The sequence below is a fragment of the Nonomuraea antimicrobica genome, from assembly GCF_039536965.1.
GTDB classification, from domain to species: Bacteria; Actinomycetota; Actinomycetes; order Streptosporangiales; family Streptosporangiaceae; genus Nonomuraea; species Nonomuraea antimicrobica.
This window is the reverse complement of record NZ_BAAAZP010000212.1, coordinates 28733-55223: the sequence shown is the minus strand read 5'-3', so window position 1 is coordinate 55223 and position 26491 is coordinate 28733. Positions and strand designations below refer to the sequence as shown.

At 68.4% G+C, this 26491-nt stretch carries 26 protein-coding genes and 2 pseudogenes; 9 read left to right on the top strand and 19 right to left on the bottom strand.

Annotated elements, in window-relative coordinates; genetic code table 11:
• The 8 genes and pseudogenes from ABD844_RS46045 to ABD844_RS46010 form a co-directional block, all read right to left on the bottom strand.
• A pseudogene (locus tag ABD844_RS46045) lies at positions 1 to 812 on the bottom strand (IS3 family transposase); the annotation flags it as partial.
• Positions 813 to 860: 48 nt separating this feature from the next.
• Positions 861 to 1685, bottom strand: a complete 825-nt coding sequence (locus tag ABD844_RS46040) for a hypothetical protein (RefSeq protein WP_344893902.1) — start codon at positions 1683 to 1685, stop codon at positions 861 to 863.
• Between the two features lie 128 nt (positions 1686 to 1813).
• A complete protein-coding gene (locus tag ABD844_RS46035; RefSeq protein WP_344893899.1) occupies positions 1814 to 2203 on the bottom strand; it encodes a hypothetical protein in 390 nt (129 codons plus the stop codon).
• Positions 2204 to 2385: 182 nt separating this feature from the next.
• Complete coding sequence (locus ABD844_RS46030) at positions 2386 to 2802, bottom strand: hypothetical protein (protein ID WP_344893896.1); 417 nt, start codon at positions 2800 to 2802, stop codon at positions 2386 to 2388.
• Between the two features lie 11 nt (positions 2803 to 2813).
• Entirely contained in the window at positions 2814 to 3179 is a 366-nt protein-coding gene (locus ABD844_RS46025) for a nuclear transport factor 2 family protein (RefSeq protein WP_344893893.1), read from the bottom strand.
• 299 nt (positions 3180 to 3478) lie between these two features.
• Positions 3479 to 4081, bottom strand: coding sequence for a tyrosine-type recombinase/integrase (locus tag ABD844_RS46020; RefSeq protein WP_344893911.1), 603 nt, complete (start codon positions 4079 to 4081; stop codon positions 3479 to 3481).
• A 133-nt stretch (positions 4082 to 4214) separates the two neighbouring features.
• Entirely contained in the window at positions 4215 to 4397 is a 183-nt protein-coding gene (locus tag ABD844_RS46015) for a hypothetical protein (RefSeq protein ID WP_344893914.1), read from the bottom strand.
• A gap of 282 nt (positions 4398 to 4679) precedes the next feature.
• Positions 4680 to 5084 carry a type II toxin-antitoxin system PemK/MazF family toxin gene (locus ABD844_RS46010; protein ID WP_344893890.1) on the bottom strand — a complete coding sequence of 135 codons (405 nt, stop codon included), beginning with the start codon at positions 5082 to 5084 and terminating at the stop codon, positions 4680 to 4682.
• A 493-nt stretch (positions 5085 to 5577) separates the two neighbouring features.
• On the opposite strand from ABD844_RS46010, the gene ABD844_RS46005 reads away from it, so the two are divergent.
• On the top strand, positions 5578 to 6279 hold the full coding sequence (locus ABD844_RS46005; RefSeq protein ID WP_344893887.1) for a tyrosine-type recombinase/integrase: 702 nt from the start codon (positions 5578 to 5580) through the stop codon (positions 6277 to 6279).
• A 131-nt stretch (positions 6280 to 6410) separates the two neighbouring features.
• Entirely contained in the window at positions 6411 to 6668 is a 258-nt protein-coding gene (locus ABD844_RS46000) for a Tn3 family transposase (RefSeq protein WP_425568769.1), read from the top strand.
• A 192-nt stretch (positions 6669 to 6860) separates the two neighbouring features.
• Here the strand turns inward: ABD844_RS46000 and ABD844_RS45995 are convergent, their stop codons facing one another.
• Entirely contained in the window at positions 6861 to 7808 is a 948-nt protein-coding gene (locus ABD844_RS45995; RefSeq protein ID WP_344893908.1) for a ketopantoate reductase family protein, read from the bottom strand.
• 102 nt (positions 7809 to 7910) lie between these two features.
• Between ABD844_RS45995 and ABD844_RS45990 the strand changes: the two genes are divergently transcribed.
• Together ABD844_RS45990 and ABD844_RS45985 are read left to right on the top strand one after the other, a co-directional pair.
• Positions 7911 to 8540, top strand: coding sequence for a TetR/AcrR family transcriptional regulator (locus ABD844_RS45990; RefSeq protein WP_344893883.1), 630 nt, complete (start codon positions 7911 to 7913; stop codon positions 8538 to 8540).
• 116 nt (positions 8541 to 8656) lie between these two features.
• Positions 8657 to 9241, top strand: coding sequence for a recombinase family protein (locus ABD844_RS45985; RefSeq protein WP_344893880.1), 585 nt, complete (start codon positions 8657 to 8659; stop codon positions 9239 to 9241).
• Between the two features lie 609 nt (positions 9242 to 9850).
• On the opposite strand, the gene ABD844_RS45980 is transcribed toward ABD844_RS45985, so the two are convergent.
• Positions 9851 to 10690, bottom strand: coding sequence for a TIGR03620 family F420-dependent LLM class oxidoreductase (locus tag ABD844_RS45980; protein WP_344893877.1), 840 nt, complete (start codon positions 10688 to 10690; stop codon positions 9851 to 9853).
• Between the two features lie 93 nt (positions 10691 to 10783).
• Here ABD844_RS45980 and ABD844_RS45975 point away from each other — a divergent pair, with 93 nt between their 5' ends.
• Both ABD844_RS45975 and ABD844_RS45970 read left to right on the top strand, forming a co-directional pair.
• A complete protein-coding gene (locus tag ABD844_RS45975; protein WP_344893874.1) occupies positions 10784 to 11650 on the top strand; it encodes a LysR family transcriptional regulator in 867 nt (288 codons plus the stop codon).
• 25 nt (positions 11651 to 11675) lie between these two features.
• Positions 11676 to 11861, top strand: coding sequence for a hypothetical protein (locus ABD844_RS45970; RefSeq protein WP_344893871.1), 186 nt, complete (start codon positions 11676 to 11678; stop codon positions 11859 to 11861).
• Positions 11862 to 12051: 190 nt separating this feature from the next.
• On the opposite strand, the gene ABD844_RS45965 is transcribed toward ABD844_RS45970, so the two are convergent.
• Genes ABD844_RS45965 through ABD844_RS45940 form a run of 6 tightly spaced genes read right to left on the bottom strand, consistent with a single transcriptional unit; the run spans position 12052 to position 18812 of the window.
• Positions 12052 to 13044 (bottom strand): LacI family DNA-binding transcriptional regulator, encoded by a 993-nt coding sequence (locus tag ABD844_RS45965; protein WP_344893868.1) that lies wholly within the window; start codon positions 13042 to 13044, stop codon positions 12052 to 12054.
• A gap of 7 nt (positions 13045 to 13051) precedes the next feature.
• Positions 13052 to 13912 carry a carbohydrate ABC transporter permease gene (locus ABD844_RS45960; RefSeq protein WP_344893865.1) on the bottom strand — a complete coding sequence of 287 codons (861 nt, stop codon included), beginning with the start codon at positions 13910 to 13912 and terminating at the stop codon, positions 13052 to 13054.
• Complete coding sequence (locus ABD844_RS45955; RefSeq protein ID WP_344893862.1) at positions 13902 to 14825, bottom strand: carbohydrate ABC transporter permease; 924 nt, start codon at positions 14823 to 14825, stop codon at positions 13902 to 13904. The genes ABD844_RS45960 and ABD844_RS45955 overlap by 11 nt, the downstream gene beginning before the upstream one ends.
• Positions 14826 to 14851: 26 nt before the next feature.
• Complete coding sequence (locus ABD844_RS45950) at positions 14852 to 16120, bottom strand: ABC transporter substrate-binding protein (RefSeq protein WP_344893859.1); 1269 nt, start codon at positions 16118 to 16120, stop codon at positions 14852 to 14854.
• A 47-nt stretch (positions 16121 to 16167) separates the two neighbouring features.
• On the bottom strand, positions 16168 to 17766 hold the full coding sequence (locus tag ABD844_RS45945; protein ID WP_344893856.1) for an FAD-dependent oxidoreductase: 1599 nt from the start codon (positions 17764 to 17766) through the stop codon (positions 16168 to 16170).
• Positions 17763 to 18812, bottom strand: coding sequence for a LacI family DNA-binding transcriptional regulator (locus ABD844_RS45940; RefSeq protein ID WP_344893853.1), 1050 nt, complete (start codon positions 18810 to 18812; stop codon positions 17763 to 17765). The genes ABD844_RS45945 and ABD844_RS45940 overlap by 4 nt, the downstream gene beginning before the upstream one ends.
• Before the next feature lie 163 nt (positions 18813 to 18975).
• On the opposite strand from ABD844_RS45940, the gene ABD844_RS45935 reads away from it, so the two are divergent.
• Together ABD844_RS45935 and ABD844_RS45930 are read left to right on the top strand one after the other, a co-directional pair.
• Entirely contained in the window at positions 18976 to 21336 is a 2361-nt protein-coding gene (locus ABD844_RS45935) for a hypothetical protein (protein ID WP_344893850.1), read from the top strand.
• Between the two features lie 14 nt (positions 21337 to 21350).
• Positions 21351 to 21521, top strand: a pseudogene (locus tag ABD844_RS45930) (TetR/AcrR family transcriptional regulator C-terminal domain-containing protein); the annotation flags it as partial.
• Positions 21522 to 21591: 70 nt separating this feature from the next.
• On the opposite strand, the gene ABD844_RS45925 reads toward ABD844_RS45930, so the two are convergent.
• From ABD844_RS45925 to ABD844_RS45915, 3 genes are all read right to left on the bottom strand, one after another.
• The gene (locus ABD844_RS45925; RefSeq protein WP_344893847.1) at positions 21592 to 22758 is read right to left on the bottom strand and encodes a CU044_5270 family protein; all 1167 of its coding nucleotides are present in this window, start codon (positions 22756 to 22758) and stop codon (positions 21592 to 21594) included.
• Positions 22755 to 23297 (bottom strand): RNA polymerase sigma factor, encoded by a 543-nt coding sequence (locus tag ABD844_RS45920; RefSeq protein WP_344893844.1) that lies wholly within the window; start codon positions 23295 to 23297, stop codon positions 22755 to 22757. Before ABD844_RS45920 ends, ABD844_RS45925 begins: the two co-directional genes overlap by 4 nt.
• A gap of 138 nt (positions 23298 to 23435) precedes the next feature.
• A complete protein-coding gene (locus ABD844_RS45915; protein ID WP_344893841.1) occupies positions 23436 to 24176 on the bottom strand; it encodes a hypothetical protein in 741 nt (246 codons plus the stop codon).
• Positions 24177 to 24608: 432 nt separating this feature from the next.
• Between ABD844_RS45915 and ABD844_RS45910 the strand changes: the two genes are divergently transcribed.
• Positions 24609 to 26480 (top strand): DNRLRE domain-containing protein, encoded by a 1872-nt coding sequence (locus ABD844_RS45910; RefSeq protein ID WP_344893838.1) that lies wholly within the window; start codon positions 24609 to 24611, stop codon positions 26478 to 26480.
• Positions 26481 to 26491: the final 11 nt, after the last annotated feature.

The following is a 26491-nucleotide window of genomic DNA, read 5'->3' as shown; positions in this document are numbered from 1 at the left end:
CCAGCCGACGATCGCCCGGGAGTAGACGTCAACGACGAACGCGACGTAAACGACGCCGCACCAGGCGGCCACATGGGTGAAGTCGGCCACCCAGGCGGCGTTCGGCCGCTGGGCGGTGAAGTCGCGCCGCAGCCGGTCGGCAGCCCGCTCATGCGCAGGGTCGGCCGTCGTGGTGCGCACCTTCTTGCCCCGCCGGGCGCCTTGCAGGCCGAGCGTGCGCATGCGTCGCTCGACGGTGCAGCGGGCCACCCGATGCCCTTCTCGCAGGAGCTGCTGCCAGACCTTGCGGGCGCCGTAGACGCCGTAGTTGGCGGCGTGGATGCGCTGGATGTGGGCATCCAGCTCGGCGTCGCGCACCGCACGCGGCGACGGCGGGCGATTCTTTGCGGCGTAGTAAGTGCTGGTGGAGATAGGGCAGCCGTGTCCGGTCAGGACACGGCAGATCGGCTCGACACCGAACACGTCGGCGTGCTGGTCGATGAAGGTCACGAGTGCGTGTGTGGCCGGTCGAGCTCGGCCGCGAAGAAAGCCGAGGCGGCCTTCAGGATCTCGTTGGCGCGGCGGAGTTCGGCGTTCTCCCGGCGCAGCCGCTTCAGCTCGGCCGACTCGTCCGTGGTGCGGCCGGGCCGGCTGCCTTCGTCGATCTGCGCCTGGCGGACCCAGGTGCGCAGTGTCTCGGCGGTGCCGATACCGAGCTTGGTCGCGACCGCGTTGATCGTGGCCCACTCGGTCGGGTAGTCCGGCCGCACCTCGGCGACCATCCGCACCGCTCTCCTGCGCAACTCATCGGGGTAGGGAGACTTGCCTGGCATGGACTCGATCCTCTCAAGAGATCAAGTCTCCACCGAACCCGGGGCGATTCACTCCTCCCAGTCGCACGGTCCAGGCGGGTAGCCGTGATCGGGCCAGGTCCGGCTCCGCTCGGCGCGGAGCAGCACGCTGTCGCGACCCAGGGGGCGGACGGCGTTGACAGTCTCCAGGTCGTACGGCAGCGTGAGATCGGCGGACGTGACCCGGTGGGCAGGGTGCCGGAGATCCACTCTCTTCAGCTGGTGGCGCAGGTTTTCCACATCCCTCAGCCGGACGACGCTCACCGCCTCATCGCCCAGCACCACGGGGTGCGTGCCATCCTCTGCATCATCCTCGCGGTGGGCCACCGAGAACGGAGACCTCCAGTTCTTACGGACCCGTAGTTCCTCACCGGCCAGCACGGTGACACGGCCGCCGTCCGCGCGCGCCTCCAGAAGGTCGCGGTCAAACTCCACGCCGACGCGGAGACGCGCTGTCGAGGCCAGATCGATCAGCTCGCTCCCGCGGCCGGCGTTCCACACGAACAGCAACTCGCCGTCCCCATAGAAGCTGAGCTCGACGTTCCACGAGTCGTCGCCGGGCCGGTACACCCTGGTGGAGACCCGCTTGGTCGCCCCGCTGGCGAGGTCTCTGACAACCAGGACACGGTCGGAACGCTGGAGATAGGCGAAGCGCCGGCCGTCGTCGCTGATGGCGAGGGGCGACACCGCCTGCCCGCCGTCCTTGGGAACGAAGCCGAGCGCCTCCTCGATCCGCCACTCCTGGCCGGAGCCGCTCCCCGCCCTCCAGGAATGGTGCGTGGCCGCGGGTTCCCGGATGACCCGCGGGTCGTACAACACCGTGTACTCGAGGCGCGGCGCCTTTTTGCCTGGCAACACGGGCAGTTGTGCCGCTGGCCGTACCGTCGGCGGCGGATCTGGATCTTTCTCAGGCCCGGCCTGTACGGCGAGCACGACACCGGAACCGACGAGACAGATCATTGCCAGCCAGGGCACGAGACGCCTCATGCCGCACCCTTACGCAAGGCATCGGCGGCAACTCCCTGCTCCAACATGTTCCGGCCTGCGCGTACGAAGGTGAACCCTTTCGCCGGCTCCTCGCCGTGGCGATGAACATCAGAACGCCGACGGCGTACGGGGTTGGGATCATCGACCGAGACGGGTGGCGTCGCGGGTTGAAACCACAGCCCGATCGGGCCGAACACCAGGCTGGCCAGCATCGCGATGATGCTGGCACGCTTGTCCGCCACCTCCAGGACCAGCTCCGGCAGCCCCAGCGGGTCGGCCAGGAAGAACACCACCGCTCCGGCCACCAGCAGTACCAGCGCCACCGCCGCCAGCACCGCGCCGACCCGCCGCCATACGGTGCGGCCTTGCGGGGCAGAAGTCGTCATCCCTCCACCATGGGAGGTCTTCCACGACAGGGACATCCGTTGCGGCGAACCGTTACGAATCTGCTTGGCAGCGCTGGTCAGTGTGCGCTGGCGCTTGTGACATCTCCCCGAAGCGACTACGATCCCGGGGGCCGGGGTAACCTTCGATCACACCACGCGGTTTCGCTAGCAGGAGCCCGGCCCTAACCACTGGCTACGCGGCTCCCGGCCGGCCTCGACACACTCTGCCCGCAGATGGTCCGGCGCGAGAACACCAGCCTGCTCACCCAGATGATCGCCGACCTCGAGGCCCGGCTCACCGAACCGGCGGCAGGCTGACCACGACGGCGGCGCCAGGCCGAGCTGGGCGGCTTGTCGAGCCCGGTCACCTTGACCAGGACGGCGAAGCCACCGTCGATGCCCAGCGAGCCGCCTGCAACCCGTCGCGGCGGACGACCCAGTGCAAGCACGGCGGTGACGATGATGGCGTCGTCGGCATAGCCAAGGATCCCGATAGCGCTGGCTGTGGGACGCCCGACCGCCCGCTCAACACCGAGCAGCAGCGGGTCCAGCTTCGGGGGCCCTAAGGAGGAAGTGAGCTCACCAGCAGGAGAAGTCACACACCAACTAACTATCCATAAATCAGTTTGAAGACGTCATTAGCGACGTAGTACGAGCCACCATCCTGCATGAGCACGAACGTCTGCGCGAATTTAAAGGGGGAACCGTCTGCTTCGATCTCCCCTGTCACCAGAACGAGTATGGCGCCGTCTGCCGCGGGCTGCGCGTCGTTGGTGTGGACCTCGTGCTTGACGTTCACGAAGGAAAGCCCGGCCAGCTTCTCCGCGATGGCCGCCGCGCCTTCGGTCTGACTGGATTCAAAGGTCAGAACCGAGTTATCCCGATACAGGCCCTCGAGGGCCCGGCGATCTGAATCGAACGTGTTGTAATAGTATGGAATGAACTGCTCGGCAACGGATGCATAGTCTCCGCCCACAGTCTTCCTTTCAATTAGCCCAAGTACGGACCCCTCTTACTTGAAGGGCTGGAGTTCTGACAGCACAGCCTCGGCTGGACGTCACTCCACCCTATCGATGTTAACGATCATCCTCCTGCACCCCAACCCCCTTGGCGATGGAACGGAAGCCGCTCCGGCCAGAGGGCGGCCGCAGCCAGCCAAGGTGCAGCGCCCCCCGCATCGGCCGTCAGTGGGCGCAGTGCTGCCAGTGCGTCGCTCAGGGCCCGGCCGACGGATCGCCGTCCGGGCCCTGAGCTACGCAGCGCGCCGTGAGGGCGTCAGGCTGTCCTGGTGTCGGGCACAGTGCCGGGTGCGCCGTCCGACCAATCATCTATCAGGCGGTTGTAGTGGGCGGGCTCGCCGTGGTCGACGTGGCCGCGATGGCCTTCGCACTGGATCCACTGCCCGAGATCCTTCTCGACGTCCGGCAACTCCGGGATCTCCCATACCAGTTTCAGCGCGCTGCAGGACCTGTCGGAGGCGATGGCTTCGGCTCCGGGTTTGACGTAGCGCATGGCGGTGCGGGGGTTCTTGTGCCGGGTCTTGCCCATGATGAGCTGCAGCGGGATCTCGGCCTCGCCGAGGTGGGTGGCGGCGCTGTGGCGCAGCTGGTGCAGATCGAGCCCGGCGTACTTGTCGAGCAGGACGCGGGCCCGGTCGTAACCGAGCCGGGCGCGGCAGGTGTGCGGGCAGATGTCGGCGGCCGCGGAGCGGCGGGCCGGCACGGGGCGGCGTTCGGACAGGAACAGCGGCCCGTGGATACGCACGCTGCCGTCGGGGAGCCGGAGCAGGCGGGGCAGCAGGTGGGCGGTGCCGCTGTCCCAGTACACCCACTCGGTGGCGCCGCCCTTGGAGCGGACGGGAGCGCGCCGGTGCTCCAGGTCGAGGTCCTCGACGTTCAGCGCGAGGATTTCCGCGGCCCTGGCCGCCGTTGTGACGGCGGCACGGTTGCGGTTCCAGGTCGCCGGCGCGCTCGCCCCCCACAGCTCGGCAAGCGCATGGCCGACCTCCGCGTCAGTGACCTCGGCCAGCGGCCGGTTCGCGGCCGAGTCGCTCGTTGGTGCGGTCGATGGCCGAGGCGTAGGCGCGGTGGGTGTTGGGGTTGGCGGTGCGTGGGGTGGCCAGGAAGGCGTCGGCGGCCGCGACGAGGGTGGCGCCGCCACCGCGCAGGGCGGTGATCTTCGGCGCGGCGCTCATGCCGGCCGCCGCGCAACGTCCATCGCGATGTACCGGATAACGTGCCGGAGTCGCGCACCGTCCCGGGGAGGAGTTCTCCTGGTCGCCGCGCCACCATGATCGCTCATGTACGTGATAAGAGATCATTATCACGTACATGAGTATGGCCGGGTAGGCCCGGCGTCGATGACGAAGGTGTCCCAGTCCTCCCCGATCAGCACAATGCGCCCGCCGGGGGCGAGCATGCGCTGTGCCTCGCCGGCCACGCGAGTGGGTCGTCCAGGACGTGGTTCACTTCTCCGCCTACCTGAGTCCACCGAGACGGAGGGCGTCCCTGATCTCGCTGAGTTTCGCGGTCGTTGCTGGGGTCCACTCCTTCGCCTGCTCCCCGAGGCGGAGGGCATCCTCGATCTCGCTGAGTTTCGCGGAGGACAGGACGCCCGCTTGCTCGATCAGGTCGTCCCGGGACACCGTGGTCAGCCACGTGCAAGGAGTCATGCCTGGACGAGGGAACGCTATTCGCAGCACGCCTTCAAAGGGCAGTCCTTCCCCGGCTCCTACTGCCACTTCGACGCCCAGACCGCTGAGGTCGACGCCCGCCGGAGCGACGACCTGCATCGCCCGGATCCCGGACGCGTCGTCTCCCGACAGCAGGACGACCGGCCGCCGCTCGTCGAACGCGACCCACCAGACTTCGCCACGTTGCACATGTCCTCCTGACACTGGGTGGCAGACCCGGACGGCGGTCAGGGCATGCCTCTTGGGTGACATCGCCGCGCATCGGCGATGCGGTGCCGTGTTCGGTCGGTTCTACGAGTTCAGGGAGGACGTGTTGGCCATGGCAGCCATTCGGTCGTCGCTGGTCGTGTGTTGCTCGGCCCGACCCACACAATAGCCGCTACGACTGCACTCCCCCTCAGCGCATGAACGGCCTCCCTACCCCGTCCAGGTCAGCCGCGGCCCAGGGGAGACCCCTAAGCGGCGTGCACCGCGACGCCGAACACATCGCCGCCCCGCTGGCCGTCTACGGTTTGTAGCGCGGGATCCGCAGGCGGCCACGCCACCGCCCGACCCGCTCCCACTGCCGGGCACGGGCCTGTCCCATCAGCTCTCCGGCGCGGGCGGCGTCCCCGTCAGGTCCAGCCTTCGGTCAGGGCGAAGCTGCACGGTCCCGCACGGGGAGCGGGTCAGGAGCCCGCCGATGCCGTTCCTCTTCCAGCGCCGGTATGGCCCAGAGCACCGCGCCATGTCCCGCAACTACGTGCACACCTGCCTGGAGCAAAGCCTGGCTGCCAGCGGCCTGACCGACGCCACCGGACAGCCGCTCTCCTTCAAACCGCACGACTTCCGAAGGCTCTTCCTGACCGATGCCATCCGGTCCGGCCTGCCGCCTCACATCGCCGCGAAGATCGCTGGACACAAGGTTCTCGACACCACCATGGGATACGCCGCGATCTACCCCGAGGACGTGGTCGCCCACCATCGCGCCTTCATCGCCCGCCGCCGGTCCCTGCGTCCCTGCGAGGAATACCGCGAGATCATGCCTGAAGAATGGCAGGATTTTCTCGGGCACTTCGAGCTCCGCAAGGTCGCCCTGGGCATCTGCACACGCGACTATGGAACTCCTTGCGTTCATGAACACGCCTGCATCCGTTGCCCCCAGCTGCGACCGGACCCGGCCGAGATGCCCCGTCTGCAGGGCATCCGGGCCAATCTCCAGGATCGCCTGGCAGAAGCCAAGGAGCATGGCTGGCTCGGCGAAGTCGTCGCGATCGAGGCAAGCCTCACTGCCGCCGACCAGAAGCTCGCCGGCATGCGTCAGCTGGCCAGCAGGCACACCACCATCCACCTCGGCATGCCCGACTTCCGCCGGGACGTCGGCCGCGCGAGCCGCCCCTCCTGACACCTCTCGGAGCGACACGCCGACGACGGACACCAGCCGAAAATCTTCGCATCACGCTCCGTGACCCTGCGCGTCGATCACCTACCAGAAGCAGCCTTCAAGATCATTTCGGTTAAGATCAACTAGCGGCTCTGGGCCTCGTCGTCAACGCGGTCGCGCTGTGGAACTCCAAGTACCTGTCGGCCGCGGTCGACCGGCTGCGCGCCGAAGGCGTCCCGGTCAAGGATGAGGACGCCGCCCGGCTGTCCCCGCTCGGCCACGCCCACCTCAACGTCCTGGGCCGCTACTCCATCTCTTCCTCTGCACCGGCCGAAGGCCTGCGGCAGCTCGGCGAGACCCCCGACATCCCCGCTCTCCCCGACGGCGGCGGCGTGGAGGAGGAGGGGTAGACCCCAGGGATCCGGAGAATCGTCCGCCGTGCGCGGCCTGGCTGCGCGATCCTGTCCTTTTGGCCGATCTTTCGAAGGATGCACGGACGGCTGAGGAGGTGCACCCGGCGTGGGGCGAGGTCGTCGACGTTCCTACCCCGTCGCCAAGGGGTGATCACAGCGGAACTGCGGGGAAGTCTCGTAGCCGCTCACTCAGCCTGTCACCTCGCGGGCGAAGCTCGGTTCCGCCGCCTCCAGTCGCGGTACCGCGACCCCCAACCGGCGTGCTTCCGCCAGGGTGTCTCGGCAGATCTCACGCGGCTCCTCGGCCTCGGGGTCGGAGTGCGCCGTGAAACTCACGCGCGCCGGCGCGACATGAGCAGTCAGCCAGGCGAACACGGGGGCCGTCAGCCAGGTAGGCGCCCGGAACAGCAGCACACCGCCCCGGTGCCGTCGCAGGTCAACGCCGCGCGCATCGAGGAGCGGCAGCAGCTCGCGGCCGGCCAGCAGCCCCTCGCGAAGGTCGCCCGTCGCCCCGGCCAGCTTGGACAAGGAACCCAGCCGCAGGCCCTGCGAGAACAGGCCGGCATCCGACACGAAATGGACCCACAGCCAGCCACGGAAGTCAGGCCGCTCCTTAATCCGGAGCCCGGCCTCGCGAAACGCCTGGCGCACGGCCCGCTCCCGGTCGGTCGGAGGCTGGCCGAAAGTGCCGAAGATGACCGACGGCAGCAGCGCCCCACGGAGCACGCCGTCCGCGCCGAAACCGCCACCGGCCTGGGGAAAGCCCCAGGCGATCTGGTCGACAGGGAGTGCGCCGATCGCGGTCAGCGGCTCGGTCCAGATGTTGCCGAAGACCAGCACCGTGGCCTGGCCGACTCGCGGGGACAGGAAGGCCGTCGCCTCCGCGAGGCGGTGGTGCGGCACGCTGAGCACGATCAGGTCGAAGCCGTGGTCCGGCTCCAGCGCCTCGCGGTAGCGCACCGGCCACTTCTCGACGACGCGCTGCCCCCACACCCGGCGCCGCGTATCGAGCAGGTCGAGGTCCACTGCGTCTCCGTACGTCGCAGCGCGGCCCGGCCGGACGTAGAACTCGACGTCATGTCCCGCCTGTTGCAGGGCCCAGCCGTAGACGGTGGCGATCACGCCTCGGCCGAACATCAGGATCTTCACGCTGCACCTCGTGAGATACGATCGATTTGGAGGCCATCTCCATTTTTCAAAATATGGAGGTCATCTCCACTTGTCAACGTGAGGTAGCGCATGACCACCGACAAGCCGCTGCGGGCCGACGCCCAGCGCAACCGCGAGGCCTTGCTCGCCAAGGCCCGGGAGGTCTTCGATGCCGGAGGCTTCTTCGACCTGCGCTTCGATGACTTCGCCCGCCTGGCCGGAGTGGGCACCGGCACGCTGTACCGCCACTTCCCCACCCGGGAGGCACTGGCCGAGGCGGTCTATCACGAGGAGGTCGCCACGCTGTGCGACCGCGCCCGCCAGTTGCAGGCCACGCTGCCTGCGGAGGAGGCCTTGGCGACCTTCCTGCGTGGCATGGTCGGCCACATGGATGCCCACCAGGGCCTCGCCCGGACGCTGGCCACGCTCATGGCCACCGGCTCGGGTGCGCTCGCCGAGGGTAGTCGGGCGCTGGAGCAGGCTGTCACCGACCTGGTGGCCGCCGCCGTGAAGGACGGCGCCGTCCGCGACGACGTGGGTGCCGGTGCCGTCATGATGGCACTGCATGGCATCGGTGCGGCCCATGACCGCACCGGTTGGCGGGCCGAGGCCGACGGTGTCATCACCCTCGTGCTGGACGGGCTGCGCCGATCGCACTCAGGCGACGGTCAGCGCGAGCACGAGCAGGAGAGTGTCGTTGATCAGAGTGGTGTTCCGTAAGGGGATCCCCCACCGGAACACCAACCGCCCGGACAATCGCCCCAGGTCAGGGTGTTCCGTAGAGGTGTTCCGCGAACTGTTCCGGTGAAGGCCCCCTATCCGGAACACCTGGAGCCGTGAACGGAACCCGTGTCGGCTACGCCCGCTGCTCGACCGACGAGCAAGACGTGATCATCCAGACCGAGCAACTCCTGACCCTCGGCGTCCCCGAAGACCGGATCTATATCGACCACGGCTTCTCCGGCACCACCCGCCGCAACCGCGCCGGCCTCGACCAGGCCCTCGCCGCCGTGTGGGATGGCAGCGTCTTCACGGTGACCAAGTTCGACCGGTTCGCCCGCAACATGGCCGAGGCCAACGAGATCCTCACCGGTCTGTCAGGACGCGGCGTGCTGTTCGGCCTGGGCGCGTCCGTCTACGACTGGAACGACCCGTTCGGGCGGCTGTTCCTGCAGACCCTCGCCATGGTCGCCGAGTTCGAGGCCAACCTCGGGCACCTGCGCACCCGCGAGGGCATGGCGCTGGCGAAGAAGAACGGCAAGCTCAAGGGCAAGCAACCCAAACTGCCCGAACCCGCCCGGCGCTCCATCCGCCGGCGATACGCCGCGGGCGAGGTGTCCCTGGCCGACCTGGCCACCGAGTACAGCGTCGGACGCTCCACCATCCACCGCATCATCCACGGGCCAGAGACCTCCGGGTAGAGCGGTCACATGTGAAAATTGGACGTCGCCCTTCGCGCAAGATCATTCTCAGCGCCAACGGCTGTTCCCAGGTTCCCCGACCCCGATCCCCTGCTCTTTAACCACCAGGGGGTCGGTCGCCTCCCACGGCACGTCGGCCCAGGAGGCGTTCTCGGCGATCTCGACGGCCGCGCGGTGGGCGGGGGGGAGCCGTGCTGGCGGGGCCCGTCGGCCAGGGGTTCCCAGCACGAGGCGCACCGCACCCACGCGACCTTGTCGAGCCGGCCGACGTCGGTGTCGACGACGACGTCAATCGTTATCTTGGGTTGTCAAGCAAAATAGCTGGTCAGCCGCTTGAAGGGCTGTCGGGCACGTCAGGCAAGTAGATGGCGCTGACGTCAGGTGTGGTGGGCCATCTTGATGGCTGAGATCAGCCTGCCGCCGGCGTACTACCCCGCCGTCCTTCCCAGCCGCCGAAGGTCGGCAGCAGCTCCTCCAGCTCCGTCATGGCGTGGGTGATGTTGATGCAGATGCAGCCCCCGCGTGGAGACTGTTTGGACACAGTTGGGACGGACCCGCACCGGAGGTTGTGGTGCTCGCCGACGTGGACGCCGACGCGTTCCCGCCCGGTCACTCGGGCCTGATGGCCAGCACGGCGTCGGAGACCGCTCGGAGGGTGGCGATGGGGTCGTCGCCGAGGGGGTAGACGCCGACGTGGTCCGCGCCGGCATCGAGGTGCGCGGTCAGGCCGCGCGCGAGGTCGGCCGGGTCGCCGTGGGCAAGCAGTGCGTCGATGACGCGGTCGCTCCCGGTGCCGGAGAGGTCCTCGTCGGTGAAGCCCAGCCGCCGGAGGTTGCTCGCGTAGTTGGTGACCTGCAACGCCTTCCCGGGCGGTGCGGCCCGGGCGACGGCGCGGGCCCGCTCGACGTCGGGCTCCGCAAGCGCGAAGTGGCCGGGAAGTAGCAGCTTGCCCGCACCCAGGACCTCCCTCGCCCGCCGGGTGTGCTCGGGCGTGACCATGCAGGGGATGACACCCGCGGTGCGGTCGCGGGCCAACCCCATCATTCTCGGACCGAGGGCGGCCAGCACCACCCGCTCGGCCGGGACGCCGGCCAGCGCCAGTTGGTCCAGGTAGGACACCAAGGTGTCATATGGCGACGCCCACTCGGCGTGGACCTCGCGGTGCCCGACCCCGACGCCGAGAAGGAACCGGCTGGGGTGCCTGGCGACGATTCGGTGGTAGGAGGCGGCGACGGTCTCGGCGTCGGCGGTCCACACGTTGACCACGCTCGTGCCGACCACCAGCCGGGTGGTGGCGTCGAGGAGCTTCTCCGCGAAGGCGAGGTCGGCCGGTGGCGATGCGTCCAGCCAAAGCGTGCCATAGCCGGCCCGCTCCACCTCCATCGCGCTCTGCGGGCTCACCTCATGCTCGCGTAGGTGGGCGCCGAGCAGACCCAGATCGATATCCATGATCCGATCCCAGCACCACGCCCCATTCGGAAACCAGGACCAGTTCCGACGCGCTCGATAACCTGGAGGCATCGTCGCAGAACAGGGGGCTCGGTGGAACTGCGGTCACTGCGCTACTTCGTTGCGGTCGCCGACGAACTGCACTTCGGGCAGGCCGCCGAGCGGCTGCACATCGCCCAGCCCGCGGTCAGCAGGCGGATCGCCCAACTGGAACGGGAGCTGGGAGTCCGGCTGCTGGACCGTTCACCGCGCCGGGTTCGGCTCACTGCTGCGGGGCACCGGGTGCTCGTTGCGGCGCGTGATGCGCTGGCGGCCGCGGATCGGGTCCAGGCCGCCGCCGGTGTGCCGGCGGGCACCATGCGCATCGGTACCGCCGCCGGGTTCACCGCTCGTCTGGAACGCGGGATCGACGCGCTGCGCGAGCACTCCTCGGCGCTCGGCGTCGACGTCGTGCTGGTCGACCTTCCGCTGGCGGCTCGTCTGGACACCGTGCGACGGGGGGAGATCGATCTGGCACTGGCCCGGGGGGTGCGTTCGGCACCCGGGCTGCGGGTGCTGCCGACGTGGACGGAGCAGCTGTTCGCGGTCGTGTCCGTGCAGCACCTCGCCGCCGGTCGCTCGACAGTCGACCTGGCCGATGTCGCCGTCGGCGAACTGCGGATCCCGTCGCGGGACCACGGCCTGTTCCTGCCGGAGGCCTTGAAGGCCGCAATACGGAAGGCCGGGGTCGAAACTCGGGTCGGCCGCCTTGCCGGGACGGTCCAGGACACGATCGTCGAGGTCGGTTTCAATCCGCGTAGCTGGACCGTGCTGCCAGGCGACCAGGTCGCGGAGATCCGCTCCACCCGGGTGCGGGCAATCCCGTTCACCCCGCAGACCACGATCACCGGCAGCGTCGTGGTACCGGTCGACCTCCCGCACACCTGCGTCGCTGCCCACCAGGCAGCCTTCGGAGATTGACCCGTCGGATCAAGCGGGCCCGGCGGTGGTGACGACCAGCCTGTACGGCACTCAGGTCGTGGTGCGGGGGGTGGACGACGGGCTGCTGCGCCTCAAGAACGCACCCGGGCGGCGTACCACGATCAAGCGCGGGCGCGTCGTGGGCGGCTCTGAGTCGCGGGTGTGGACCCGGGGCGGCCCGTTCCCCCGAGGTGACCGCCGAGCTCCCTGACCACTTCGTTGTGCTACGCCCCGCCGGTCGCGGGAAGGGCGCGACGGACTCCAGGGTTCAACGCACGCCGATACCCGGATCAGCCCATCAACTACACCCGGCCAACGGGGCGCGAGCCGGCCCGGCTTTCTCGCTTGCGTCCACGCCGACAAGCGCAGTCTCGGTCTGCCGTCAGGCCGGTCCGGCTTGATCAGCTCGGTCGCGATCTCCGCCTCGGTGCCGTACTGCGACGAACGACTAGTTCTGGGTCGAAGAGCAGTTCATGGGGGACAGCTGGGCTGCCGGCGGCTTCGGCCGTGAGAAGCGAGACAGCCGCCTGGCCCATCGCCCCGATCGGCTGGCGGATCGTGGTCAGTGGTGGATCGGCGCAGGTCATGAGGGCCGAGTCGTCGTACCCGACCACGCTGACGTCATCCGGAACGTTCAGCCCGTTCCTGCGGGCGCCCCGGATCGCACCAAGGGCGAGCACGTCGCTGGCGCAGATCAACCCGGTCGCACCCCGCTCGATCAGCCGGCACGCCGCGAAGCGCCCGCCTTCCATCGAAAGGATCGTGTGCTCGGCCAGCTTCGGGTCGCCGGGGAATGCCTGAAGTTTGCGCCGCGACGGTACGTGGGCCGCCGGGCCGACGATGATGCCGATACGCTCGTGACCGAGGCTGCGCAGGTGGCCGTACGCTTGCGCGACCGCCACCTTGTCATCCGCGGACACCCGCGAAAAGCCGAGGCCGTCTGTCGCGGCGTTCATGAGGATCACCGGCAATCTGCGGTGCAGCAGCACCCGGTAGTGATCGTGATCAGCATCGGCCTGCGCATAGTTGCCGCCGGCGAAGATCACGCCGGACACCTGCTGGCCGAGCAGCATACTGATGTAGTCCGCCTCGGAAACACCCCCGTCCGTACGCGTGCACAGCACCGGCGTGAACCCTTTCCTGACCAGCGCGCCCCCGACAATGTCGGCGAACACCGGGAAGATCGGGTTGAGCAGATCCGGTAGCACCAGCCCGACCAGGCGCGGGCGTTGGCCGCGCAATTTCACCGGCTGCTCATATCCGAAGTCGTCAAGCGTCGCGAGCACGGCGTCCCGGGTCGAGTCGGAGATCCCTGAGCGGCTGTTGAGCACCCGGCTCACGGTCGCCTCACTGACCCCGGCGTACTTGGCGACATCGGCCAGTCGTCGCGTCACGGCTCGCTCATTTGAGCCCCGAGTGGGCCAGGCCCTCGACGAACTGGCGTTGCGCGATGAGGAAGACGATGAGGACGGGCAGCACCGTCATGGTGGCGGCCGCCAGTTGGGTGTTCCACATCTCGCCGCCGTAGGCGTCGGTGAATCGGGTGAGCGCCTGTGGCAGCGTGAACAACTCCGGCGAGGTGAGGTAGACGGTGGGTTCCAGGTAGAGGTTCCACGAGGAGAGGAAGGTCAGGATCGCCACGGCGGACAATGCGGGCTTGGCCAGCGGTAGACAGATCCGCCACCAGATGCCGGGGCGGCCCAGGCCTTCCACCCGGCCCGCCTCCTCCAGCTCGGCCGGGAGAGCGATGAAGAACTGCCGCATGATGAAGGTGGCCAGGACACACGGTGCGGCCAACGCGGTGACAAGGATCAACGGCCAATGCGTGTTGATCATCCCGGCCCCTTTGAACATCTGGAACAGCGGCACGATCGTCACCTCGCTGGGCACCAGAAGACCGATGAGCACCACCACGAACAGGGCGTTCACGCCCGGGAAGCGGATCCGGGCGAAGGCGTACCCGGCAAGGCTGGAGACCAGGAGGGTGATCAATGTGACCAGCAGGGCGATGTAGACGCTGTTCAGATACTGCTGGGCGAACGGCTGGAAGGTGAACACCTCGGTGTATGCCGCCAGCGTGGGCTCATCCGTCCACAGCGACGGCGGGGATTTGAAGATCTCGGGCAACGGCTTGACCGAGGCGCTCACCATCCAGACCGTCGGCACCACGAACGGTATGGCCAGGACGCCGAGCGCCGCCACCAACAGCGCCCTTCGCGCCAGTGCAGGCAGCGCTGAGGGCCGCACGGACTTACTGCTCATGGAAGACCCACTTCCGGCGAAGCTGCCATTGCAGCAGGGTCAGCAGCATGACGAACGACAGCAGCATCAGCGCCAGCGTCGAGCCGTAGCCGATGTCGTTGAATTCAAAGGCCTGCTGGAAGACGTAATAGACCAGCACCGTAGTGCTCAGTTCCGGGCCGCCGCCGGTCAGGACGGCGATCTGCGCGAACGATTGCAACGCGCCGACGATGGTGATGATCGCGGTCAGCAGCACTGTTGGGGAGATCAGCGGCAGGGTGATCTTCGCGAAGATCACCCTGCTTCCTGCCCCGTCTATCCGAGCCGCTTCGTACAACTGTGATGGCACCCCCTGCAAGGCAGACAGGAACAGCACCATGTTGACGCCGACACTGCGGATCACCTGGGTGATGATCACCGACAGCATCGCGGTGTCGCCGTGCTGCAGCCAGTTCGGCCCGGTGATGCCGATCGCGGCGAGCAGACCGTTGATACCGCCGTTGTCCTGCAGCAGGAACCCCCAGACCAGGGTCCAGGCCACGACGGAGACGACGACCGGAGAGAAGAACAGCGTGCGGAACAGTGTTGCTCCGCGGAACCGGCGATTGAGCAGTACGGCGATCAGCAGGCCGAGGCTGATGTTGAGGATCACAACTCCGCCGGAGAAGACGGCGGTTGCCAGTAGCACTGACGGCAGCTGCGGGTCGGCGGCCAGGGCGGCGTAGTTGTCGGCTCCGACGAAGGTCTGCTCGCCGGTGAAGACGTTCCAGTCGTTCAGGCTGTACCAGATCGCCAGCCCGACCGGGATCAGCACGAACAGCACGACCCCGGCCAGCTGCGGTGCGATGAAGAGGTAGCCGGCCAGAGCATCTCTGCGACGGGTGGTCCAAAAGGACGGCCGGGACGTGCCCCGGGCGCCGCCGGCCCGGGACATGTCAAGCTCCTTCGTGAGCGTAGCCATTACTTGGTCAGGATCGGATCGATGGCGGCGCAGACCGAGTTCAGGACGGCGGGGATGTCGGCGTCGGCCTTCCACATCGCGTCCAGCGCGGTCGTGGCCTTCTGGGCGATCTCGGCAGGGCTGGTGTGGTTGGGCAGCGTGACGGCCTTGGGCAGCTGGTCGACGACGACCTCCTGCAGCTGCGCGGCGGACAGCACCTCGTTGTTGGCGGCAAGCTTCGCGCCGGTCAGCAGCGACTTGCGCGGCGGCGGGAAGAACTGCGCCAGCTTCTCCGCGTTGACCGGGTTCGTCAGGTAGGCGAGGAAGTCCGCGGCCTGCTCTTTGTGCTTGCCGGCGGCGAGGACACCCACGCCGGCCTGGCCGAGAACGGCGTACCGGCCGATCGGGCCCGCCGGGAGCGGGTGCAGCGCGAAGGTGAACTTGCCGTCGAGCAGCGAGGCGCGGGAGACCTGAGCGACGGTGAACGCGGCGTCGCCGGCGAAGAAGTCGGCCTTCGTGCCAGGGCCGGGCATGGCCTGGGTCTTGAACGCGGCGTTGTGCAGGAAGGTGAAGGCCTGCTGCATCTCGGGGCCGGCGAAGGTGCAGGTCTTGCCGTCCGGGCTCCATGCCGCCGCGCCGAAGCCGGTCCACACCGTGGCCAGCGTATTCCACGACTTGTAGTCGAAGTCCCGGATGACGAAGCCGGCCTTGCCGGTCTTCGCGTGGACGGCGGCGCCGGCGGCGGCGACCTGGTCCCAGGTCAGGGTTTCCGGGTCGATCTTCTGCCCGGCCGCCGCGAGGAGGTCGGTGTTCACGTACAGCGCGAACGGTGAGTTCGAGAACGGGTAGGCGTACAGCGTGTCGTCCCGGCTGAACTCCTTGGTCGCGCTGTCCAGCAGGTCGTCGTAGTTCCAGCCGTCGGTCGCCTTCAGCTTGTCGGTCAGGCCGACCAGTGCGTCGGAGGCGATCAGGTCCCTCGACAGGTCACCCATCCAGGCCAGGTCGGGGGCGTTGCCGCCGGCGATCTGGGTGGTCAGGGTGGTGTTGTAGTCGGCGAAGGGCAGGCTCTCGAACGTGATCGAGGAGACCTCCGGATGCTGGGCACGGTACGCGGCGGCGATCGTGTCGAACAGCTTGAGCTGATCTTCGTTCGAGGTCCAGACCGTCATCCGCAGCTGGACGCCGGTCGCGTTCGCCTCCGTGCCGGTGCTCGACGCGCCGCAGGCGGACGTCAGCGCCAGCGCCGTCGTCAGCGCGACCGCGCCGAACAACTTCCTTGCTGTGTTCATCGTGTGGGTCCTTACGTGCTCTCGGCGCCAGCGCGCCTGGATACCTGCTAGTAGCCGGCGATCTGCGGCCAGTGGAGTTCGACCCCGGCCTCGGTCAGCCTGCTCTGAAGGCGATCGACGAGCTCCGCGTCGAGGGCGACCTGCTGCGGGCTCAGGCCGCGGGCGAGGCAGAACGCGACGAGCTCGCCTGCCGATTCGCCGATGTTCCACTCGACCGGATGCAGCCGGTAGGCGCCGTTGGTGATGTGGGTGGTGCCGATGTTCTTGGCGGCCGGCACCAGGTTCTGGGTGGTCACCGGGACCAGCGCGCCGAGCGGGATCTCGAACGGCGCGCACTCGACGTCGATGTAGTTGTCACCACCGGTGGAGGGATGCAGATCGATCCGGTACATCCCGACGCCCACCGAGCCGTCGAACCGGGCGGGTCCGTCGTAGCCACGGGCCTTGATCGAGATGTCCTGCTCACGCACCGTGGTGAGCGCCTTGATCCGTCGCGATTCACGAATGTACGGCGCCTGCGCGAAGCCGTCGGTGGTGCCGACGAGATCGCCGCGCAGCCGGAGCCCGGGCCAGCCGCGGCCGCCGTCCGGGCGGGGCGCCTCGGTCTGCAGCCAGTACGCGTAGGCGCGGGACTGTGCCTTCGCCGCGGCCAGGTGTGCCGGCCGGTCGTCGGTGTCGATGATCGAGCCGCCGACGTAGTCCAGCTGCGGCCAATTGGCCAGCACGATGTCGCTGTCGTAGAAGTCGTCTGCGAAGGTCTGCCGGGCGGCGATCCGCCGGAACTGCCAAAGATCCTGGTCGCCGGCGTCGAACCGGGGGTCCCCGGTGACGTCTCCGGCGGGGTTGACGTGCATGGTCCGTTCCTCGGGCACGAGCGTCCGGGGATTCGGGGCGACGAACGACAGCATCGGCGCACCCCAGAACGGCGGCTCGAACGAGCGCCAGTACTCGTAGTCGTCCGGCCTGGCGATGGTGTGATCGCCGGCGACGTGATCGAAGACGAAACACCACGCGATCGATTGCACGTTGCCCGGATCGGCGACCTCGGGGGCGCTCGGCTCGCCGGTGTCGGATCGCGCCTCGGCCCCGACGACGTAGTCGGTCCCGGTCAGCGGCAGCACGTCGCCGGTCTCGGTCCCGTCCAGGAAGTACTCGGCGGCGATCACGGTCTCTGCTCCGGTCCGCGGGTTCGCGACCGTGACCGTGCGGACCACCGCGTCGCTCACGTCGGCCGCGACGGGCACCGCGGGCTGCAGGACGGTCAGCCGCCCGGACGACAGGTACGGCGCCAGCAACGCGGTGATCACCGCATGGGCCACCCTCGGTTCGTGGCACAGTCTGCTGACCCGGCCGCGGCCGGGATTGAGCTCCCGATCGGCACGGGCGGCCTCCGACAGCGGATAGTGATCCCGGTAGTAGCGGCGGATGCCGTCGCGCAATGCGCGGTAGCGGGCGGTGACGCCGAACTGCTCCACCCAGATGTGCTCGTCGGGCGGCACCGCCTGGGAGGTGAGCTGTCCACCGAGCCAGGCGTACTCCTCGGTGATCACCACGCGGTGGCCACGCTGCAGCAGGGTCAGCGCGGCGGCGACGGAGCCGAGGCCTCCGCCGATGATCGCCACCTGGGTCGTGATCCTGGTGGTCATGACGGCACGTCCGTCCGCGTGACGATGGTGTCCCCTGGCTCGACCTCGGCGACCAGAAGCCGCCGGGTCTCCAGACCGGCCCACTCCTGCGGGTCCGTGGTGATCAGGAGCTGCAGAAGATCGAGCGCCTCGGCCGCCAGCTGTTGCCGGGGGACGTGGAAGCCGGCCATCGCCCGGCCGTCGATGCGGTGGCCGGACACCTCGCCGAGAGCGGCGACCGACATCTCGTCCGGCACGGCGACCCCGGCGCCGAGCAGGGCGTGCACGACGTCCTCGGCCAGAAACGCGTCCTCCGTGATGATCAAGGTGGCCTCGGTCGCCCGGGCCAGGCGGGGCAGCTCGGCGATCCTCTCCTCGCCGACCAGCAGGAAAGCCAGCCGTCCTTCCGCCGAAGCGGCCTCGACGACGCCCTGCCGGTCCCGCGCAGTCGGCGTATTCCGGCCGCGGTGAACGTAGAGCGCCTGCCGGTGTCCGCCCGCCGCAGCCTGATCGATCAGCGCGGTGGTCGGGGTGACGTAGTCGATGGCCACGTAGGGCACTGCGGCGGCGGTCTCGTCCCGGCGGCCGATCGCGACGAACGGGAACTGCTCGGCGACCAGCCGCTCCAGCTCGGAAGCGACCATCTGCTGACCGAGCAGGACGCACCCGTCGGTCAGCCGCAGCCGGGTCTTGCGGTGGAACAGACTCCGGGTGCCGTTCTCGACGGGTGAGGAGGTGAAGAAAAGCAGGTCCCAGCCGATCCGCTCGGCTGCCCGCTCGATCCCGTTCAGCAGCGGACCGTAGAAGTCCATGCTCTCAGGGGACAGGGCGGCCTCGTACGTGAAGATGCCGATGATCTGGTTGTCCAGACCGGCGAGCCGCCGGGCCGCCGGGTCGGCGACGTACGTGAGTTGCTCGATGGCCTGCTTGACCCGCGCCCGGGTCGCCTCCGGAACCCGCACGTTCGAACCGTCGCGGTCGTTCAGCACCACCGACACCGTCGTCTGGCTGACGCCCGCCAACTCGGCGATCTCGCGCTGCGTGACCCGGCGGCGTTTCGAGGGCATTGCCCCTCCTTCTTGATAATGCGTATCTTCACCGACAGGCGGTGACCATAACGCATGACGACACGGGAGCGCAATGACCTGTTGACACTGGGAGCAGCATCTGGAAACGTGCCGTTTACCTAGCTGAAGATGCGTATTATCAAGGCGCCTAGGACGGGAGCAGATGATGACGCCCGAGGCCTTCCCCCGGCCCGCCCTCACCCGCCGCGGCTTCCTCGGCGCGGCCCTTGCGGCCGGTGTCGTACTCGTCGCAGAACCGACCCCGATCACAGCGCACGCCGCAGCCGGTGACGTCACCCTGACCGCCGGTGGCATCAGCCTGCTGGCCAGCCCCGGCGGCAGGCTCGCGATCCGCGACGCTGCCGGCGTGACCCGGTCGGCCGGATCCAAGTTTCAGGTCAAGGACAGCGTCACCGGCATCCACTTATCCATCGGCGGCACCCCGACGCTGAGCGCGCTGCCCGGCGGAACGCCGGCGATCAGGATGGACTACACCTTCGACGCCGCCGCCGGCCCGACCACCGTCACCGGCTGGTTCAGCCTGTCCACCTCCCACGCCCGGCTGGAATGGCGGGTCACCGGAGCCGGCACCCTTGTCCCCGACGGTTTTCTGTTCAGCCGGGCGATCCAGGCACCGACGGCGCCCGACGACTACATCCCGATCACCGCATGGGTCCGTGACGCCGGCGGAGGCATCCCGTACGAAGACACCCTCGGCGTCGCGCACACCTCCACCTGGGACAGCCTGCACGGCCTGTTCCTGCTGGACCGGTCCCGCCAAGCGTGGACGAACGCGACTTGGGTCCACGCGCCGGGCGTCGCCGACCCGGCCGGCGGTTGGACCAGCCGCGCCGACTTCTTCTTCTCCGAAACCCGTCCGTCAGCCACTGCCACCATCGGCCAGGGCCGCGAACTCGGCATCGAACTCACCACCAACCGCGACTTCAACCTGTTCGCATCGTCCGGTGAACAGATGGAACTCACCGTCCTGGTGGCCAACGGCGGCGACGCCCGGCCGGTCGAGTTGGACCTGTGGGTACGCGGCTTCGACGGCGAAATGCTGGCAACCACAACCGTCACCGGCAGCGTCGCGGCAGCCGGCACCTGGCAGCACACCTTCACCCTGCCCGCGCCGGCCGATGGGATAGCCCTGGCCGAGGTGGTGGCCCGCTCAGGCGACGACGAGGCGTTCGCCCGGAGCAACCTCGCCGTGTTACCGCCGTACGACTATCAGGCCGGCGCGAACAGCATGTTCGGCATCGCCAACTACCCCTGGCTACAGCGGCCGAGCGCCGATGCCGTCCTCGACCTGTGGCAGCGGGTCGGCATCAGCGTGGTCCGGATCGCGTACGACGGAGGACCCGGCCTGCCGCCCGCTGCCTTCGACGCGCGCGGCATCCGGCACAACATCGAACTGCAGCCATCGTTGACCGTGACCGACAGCGAAGCGGCCACCTGGGCCGCGGACAAACTGGCGGTGGCCGCCGGCGCCGGCGCCGGCTACTTCGAAGTCGGCAACGAGCTGAACCGGCCGTTCAACACCGGTGACGCCGCGCAGGCCTACCTCGACAAGGCGCTGCGCCCGGTCTTCGATCGGCGGGTGGCCACCGGTGCCGCCGTCAAGCTGATGAACAACGGGCTGGCCGGGATGGACAAACCGTGGGTGGAGAACTTCATCGCGGCCGGCGGCTGGGACCTGATCGACGCCTTCGCCTACCACCCGGGACGCGGCAACTTCACCCCGGACTACGTTCCGCCCGGTGATGACTGGAGCGCCGGTGGGAACGGCACGTACTGGAACTTCTACGGTGGCCTGCGGCAGCTGAAAGCGCTGATGGCCGAGCACGGCGAGAAGGAGATCTGGCTCACCGAGGCCTACGCGGCGACCAAGCCCAACAGCTGGTGGCACGACACATACCGCCACGCCGCCGAAAACGTGCTGCTCACCTTGGCCCTGGCGAAGGCCGAGGGAATCCGGTGCGTCTGCTGGTACCAATTCCACGACAGCGTGCTCGGCATGCCACAGGTCGCCGATCCGGACAACGTCGAGTACCACTTCGGCCTCATGAACCGCGATCTCAGCCCGAAACCGTCCCTGTTGGCGTACGCGACAGCGGCCCGCACCTTCGACCAGGCCACCTTCCGAGGCCGGCTGACCTTCGCCGATCCGCTGACCTTCGGCCTGTGGTTCGACACGCCCCGAGGCCCGGCGGTCGTGCTGTGGAACCGCGCTGACGGTTATCTGCTGAACACCGCCGGCCAGCGCGCCGACTGGCACTTCCCGGCACCCGAGGTCTGGGTGGACCCCTGGCCGACGAAGACCCCGCTCGTGGCGGCCGCCAACGCCGCCGTGCAACAGGTGAATGCGATCGGGCAGGTCCGGCAGGTGCCAGTCGCCGACGGCAAGGCGACGCTGACCCTCGACGGCGCGCCACGGATCTTCTACGGACTCGTCCCACGGCCGGGTCGCAACGGCCACCACACCCTGGCGGGCTGCCGTCCAGCAAAGTCACACCGGCGGTAGCACCGGGCCGTGTCATGGGCTCACCCCTGGCTGGGTGCCTGCGCGCGACCGCCCACGATCTGGCGGCAGAGCAGTTCACCTCCCTGCTCGTCGGCCCGCTGGAGGCCCGGACGCAGATGGGGACCTTGGCGATCGACGACGCCGCCCTTCGCGCTGTGGCGTGGGCGGCTGTATGGACCTTTCTGCGGGTGTGGGGGCCTGGCGCAGGAGGCCCGCCGGCCCGATTGACCGCCGGGCCCGCTGGTGGTGGGGAGTTCAGGACGGCTTGGAGTTCGTCCAGCCGGACTCGATCAGGGCGGTGGAGTTCCACACTGTGCCGGGTTCGAGGCCGATCTGGGTGGTGCCGGGCCGTACCACGACGCTCTCGATCGCCAGGGCGCGACTGCTCGACTCGTCGAAGACCAGCCGGCTCTGCAGGACGCCGAATTCCTTGCTCCGCTCTTCGACCGCCACCGCCGTGCCGTGGCGGCCCTGCGCGTCGGTGACGTTCTCGATGACCTCGACGTCGTCGAGGTCGGCCAGCATGCGGAACGCGGCCCCGCGCACCGCGGGCGTGACCGGCATGTCGGTGATCAGCCCCACGCTGACCCGGAACAACCACGTGTCCTGCGCCATCGGCACGCTGTCGGACTCGGTGTCGTGGCCGTCGTAGGACTTGGCCAGCCACTTCTTGAGCTTGTCAGGGTCGCTCGGCAGCCCGCGCAGGTCCTTCATGGTGACGTTGCGGCCGAGCCAGAACACCTGCCCGTTCGCCACCGGGCTGCGCTCGGTCCGTGCCGGGCGCGCGGCGGTCGGCAGGGCCACCGACAGCTTCATCTTGTTGCCCGGTATGGCGACCTTGATCTCGGGCGGGGAGCCCGCTCGCTCCCACGCCTTCCGGTCCGCTTCCGTGGCGGGCCGCGCGCCGAGCGTCTGGCTGCGGAACCACTGCTCGCCCTTGAGGGCTCGGGGCGTCCACGTCTCGGTCCTGGACCGTTGCTCGACCACGTAGCCGCCGTGCTTCGCGACGTACAGAGTCCTGCGGGCCGAGGCGCTGTGCCAGTACGCGCCGCTGCCGTCGGGCTGCCGGTCGGCCTCTTCGGCGGCGGCCAGCAGCACTTCCCGCGCCGACAGCTTCACCTTCGGCGTGGTGCTCGCGGTCACGTCCGGGGTGGCGCTGGGGGCGATTCGCGGGCCGCCGTCGGGCGCCCGGGGATCGGGCGCCGGCCCGTTCCCGGACACGATCACGGCCACGGCGGTCACGGCCGCGGCGGCCCCGGCCAGGCTGATCCCCCACACGGGCCGGACGGCCGTCCGCCGGCGGAGTGCCTGCCGCGGCCCGGCCATGGCGCGGGCGAGCTCGGCCGACCTGGTGTGCTCGTCCACCGGCCGGTCACCGAGGTGCGCGGGCCTGACAGCCCGGAGGTCGTCGACGGGGTTCATGCCCACCACTCCTCACTGAGATTCTGCACGCGGGGCCGTGCCGCCTCGGCGGTCCTGGCCGGGTCATCGGCCGCCATGGCCTGCTTGAGCCGTTTGCGCGCCCGGTGCAGCCGGACGCGGAAGGCCGCCGACGAGCAACCGATCACGTGAGCGACCTCCTTCGGGGACAGCCCGTGCCAGGCGACCAGGATCAGCACCTCCCGGTCGTCCTCCGGCAGCGCGGCCAGCGCCCGCAGCACGGCCATCCGCTCGGTCACCTGCTCGGCCACGTCCCCCTCGGTCCAGGACCGCAGCTCCGCGGCGAGCGCCTCCCTGCGCACCTCCGCCCGGATGGTGTCGCGAAGAACATTGCGGGCAACGCCGAGCAGCCACGGCAGCGCCGGCTCGGGCACGTCGTCCAGCCGCCGCCAGGCGATGGCAAACGTCTCGCTCACCACCTCGTCGGCCACCTGCCGCCCCGCCCGGCTGACCACATAGGCCCACACGCGCTGGCGGCATTCGTCGTACATGCCGGTGAACCAGTGCGCATCATCCGCCACCGCCCAGCCCCTTCACTTCGGATCTGTTCTCTCTGACACCAGGAAGTGGTGCAAACCTCCCCCTTGTTACAGCCCACTCCGAACCAGCGGGGCGTCTTCATGTTGGGCTCCGCCAGCGCTGGCCACGGGCGGCAGCGTTCAGGAGCGGCGGCGCAGCAGCAGGCGGCTGAGCCGCCCCTGGCTGACCAGGTCGGCCAGCGCATCTCCGTAGCCGGTGATCTGGCTGCCCTCTCGCAGGAGGTCGGGTGCTTGAACGGGAACAGTCCGCCGTCTGCGCTTGGCGGGTCTGCCTCCCGCACGCAGCCGCGCGGCATCCAGGCTGGCGTCGACGTCGGCCAGTCCGGTGACGGGCGCCTCCGGCAGCCAGGGCCAGACGGTGATGGCCGCGGGGTCGGCGGTCTTCACGGCGCCGATCGGGTCTCGGCCGTCTGCCGCCGCCTGAACGGCTGCGGCTGCCGCAAGCACATAATGGACGCAGGCGTCCCGATAGGGTTCCTCCACTTCGGCCCGGTGGACGGTCAGCGCCTCGCTGTAGGCAGCGGCCGCCTGTTCGAGCGCCGTGGTGAAGCGGGCCGCGGCCTTGTCGATCGCCCGCCGGCAGGCTTGAGCGGCCCGATCCCGGCGCGCGACGCTGGCCTTGACGCTCGGCGGCGGCGCCGGCTGGCCCTTCTTGGTGAAGGGGACCTCGAGGGCGGGGACGAGACCGGGGAGGGCGGCCAAGTGCTCCAGGCCGGCGTTCGCCTCGGTCAGGTAGCCGCGCAGTTGCAGGCAGCGCGCCCGTAGGGCGGCCAGGGCCTGGTCGACCTGCTCGGGCCACAGCGGTACCCCGTCCGGGTGCGGGGCGTCGACATCGGGATAGCTGCGGACGTAGTCGGCCACCGCTGGCGATAGTGGGCGCGGCCGGCCTCGGTCAGATGCATGCGATAGGCGTACCGGCTACCCGAGGGCGCCTGACGTGCCTGCACGTACGGCTCTGGCTCGCGTTTGGTGAGCCACTCCCATGCCATCGAGATCTGCCAGGCAGGATGACCACCGTCACCGTCGGCGGCCCACACCTCGGTCAGCATCTTCCACAGGCCTTGCGACAGCATGCCGCGCTTGGGCGACAGAGCCCGCCCCGGATCGACCCCTCCGGCGCGGGCGACCTTGCGCCCCCACGTGGTCATCTGCAGCAGAAGGTGGTACTCGGCGACCAGGGCGGGCTCTTGCCGGGTGTCGATCAGTTTCGCCTCTTCCAGGACTTTCAACGTGGAGCCCGCACCCTGATCCCGCACTGCCGACTACCTCGCCGACACCGCCACCTTCTACCCGGTGACCATCCAGTCCGCGTTCAGCATTACTCCAACCGCCGACGCCGACGTTTGGAGCGTCATGCCCGACCAGGCGTTTCCCACTGGGGAGGTTCTGAAGGCGGGAACAGAGTCGGATGGTACCGCATCACGCGCCTACCTCAAGTTTGACGCCTCTCCCTTTGTCGGTCAGGCCATCAGCAATGTGACCCTCTCGCTGCTCAACATCGACGGCCCGAGCTGCGGGACGACCGTCGGCGCCGGCATCCAGGTGCGTCGCGTGACCAGTGCGTGGAGCCCTTCCACCGTCACGTGGAACTCTCAGCCTTCCAACACCACAGATAACGCCGTCACCAACAGGTCCAGCATTGGCGGAAGCTGCAATCCGGCTCCCATGACCTGGGACATCACCTCCATGGCACGGCAGTGGGCCGGCGATGCCGGCGATTACGGCGTCGTCCTCATGTCTCCAGCCGAGAACAAGAGCGCCAACTACCGGATCTACGCCTCAGTCGACAACACAATGGAAATGGATCCGCCCAAGCTCACTGCGACCTTCGCCCCCGTAGGCGGGCCGGTCGTGGTCAACCCGGCCGGGCCAGACGGCGTCGAAGTGTTCACCGCCCCGAGTAATTGGGGCGGTGATGTCCTGCAGATGGCGGAAGCACAAGCGCACGCCCTGAGCGCCGCCTACGATCGGGCCGAAGCCCACGGAAACGATCTCGCGCCACCATACGTCGACATGGTGACCGGCAACGTCATCGTTCCAGCTGCCTCTGAGGCAGGACAGCAGACCGCCTCAGAGATTCTCGCGGGAACAGCCTATCTTGGCCTGGGCAACATCGACTGGACGGTGCCGGGCACTTACGAAGGTGATGACATCGATGAGGACGTCGAGCCACCCGCAGGGCCGACTGAGGAGTATAGCTTCAATCCTCAAGTGGCAGACGTGGGGAACAGCTACGGCCGGCTTACCTCTATAGCACGTGAGATATTCACGCTGAATACGAGTCAGTTGCCTGGCGTTGGCGGAATCGTCTCTGCAGCGCCGTGGCCGGAGCGCAACAAAGTTCTGCTTACTGCGAACGCCGTAACGCCGGAGTTGCGGTTGGCGTTGGCTCAGCGGTACGGAACCAATAGCATGGTCATCTGGCTGAAGCCGGGTGCCACCCGGATGCAGGTCATGGATTCACGCGACAATGACAGCGACAGTTTCATTAATGGCGGGAGCCGGTACGTCACCAACGATGGAACTCAGTGCACAACGGCCTTCGCATGGCGAGGGACGGATGGCGAAAGATACATGACTACTGCCGGACACTGCGTTCCCGAAGACGCTGACATTGAGAACATCATGAGGGGCAGTCAGAGTATCGGGACCGTCTTCTGGTCCAGTTGGAAGGACAACACCGGCTCCATCCCGCTTCCGGGCAGGACGTCTGCCTACGGCGATATCGCGCTGCTTGACTACACGGGGCCGATCGAGCCGACGGCGTCCATTTTCGTTGGCGGCACCGATTCTCCCACGAAGCGGCCAGTGCGGCGCAGCTGGACCCGTCGCGTCGTATACGGTGACCTCTACTGCGTGGGAGGCGCTGCAACCGGCCAGAGCTGCAACTGGAAGGTTAACGCGATCAACAAGACCTTCCCTATGAACTACGCTGGTAGTCAGCAATGGGTAGGCGACTTGCTCAACGGCGCTGAGGTATGCGCGACGGAGGCTGCCCGAAGGCCGGAGACTCCGGCGGTCCAGTATTTACTCTGGAGTCAGACGGATACGTGGTTGCAAAGGGCATACTCTCAGGCGGCGGTAAGCATGAGGGCGACACGCTGTGCCGGGCAACCTTTAGTGACATACATGATGCACGCCTCGGTTTCGGCGGCGACGTCATGAAGCGCCGATAG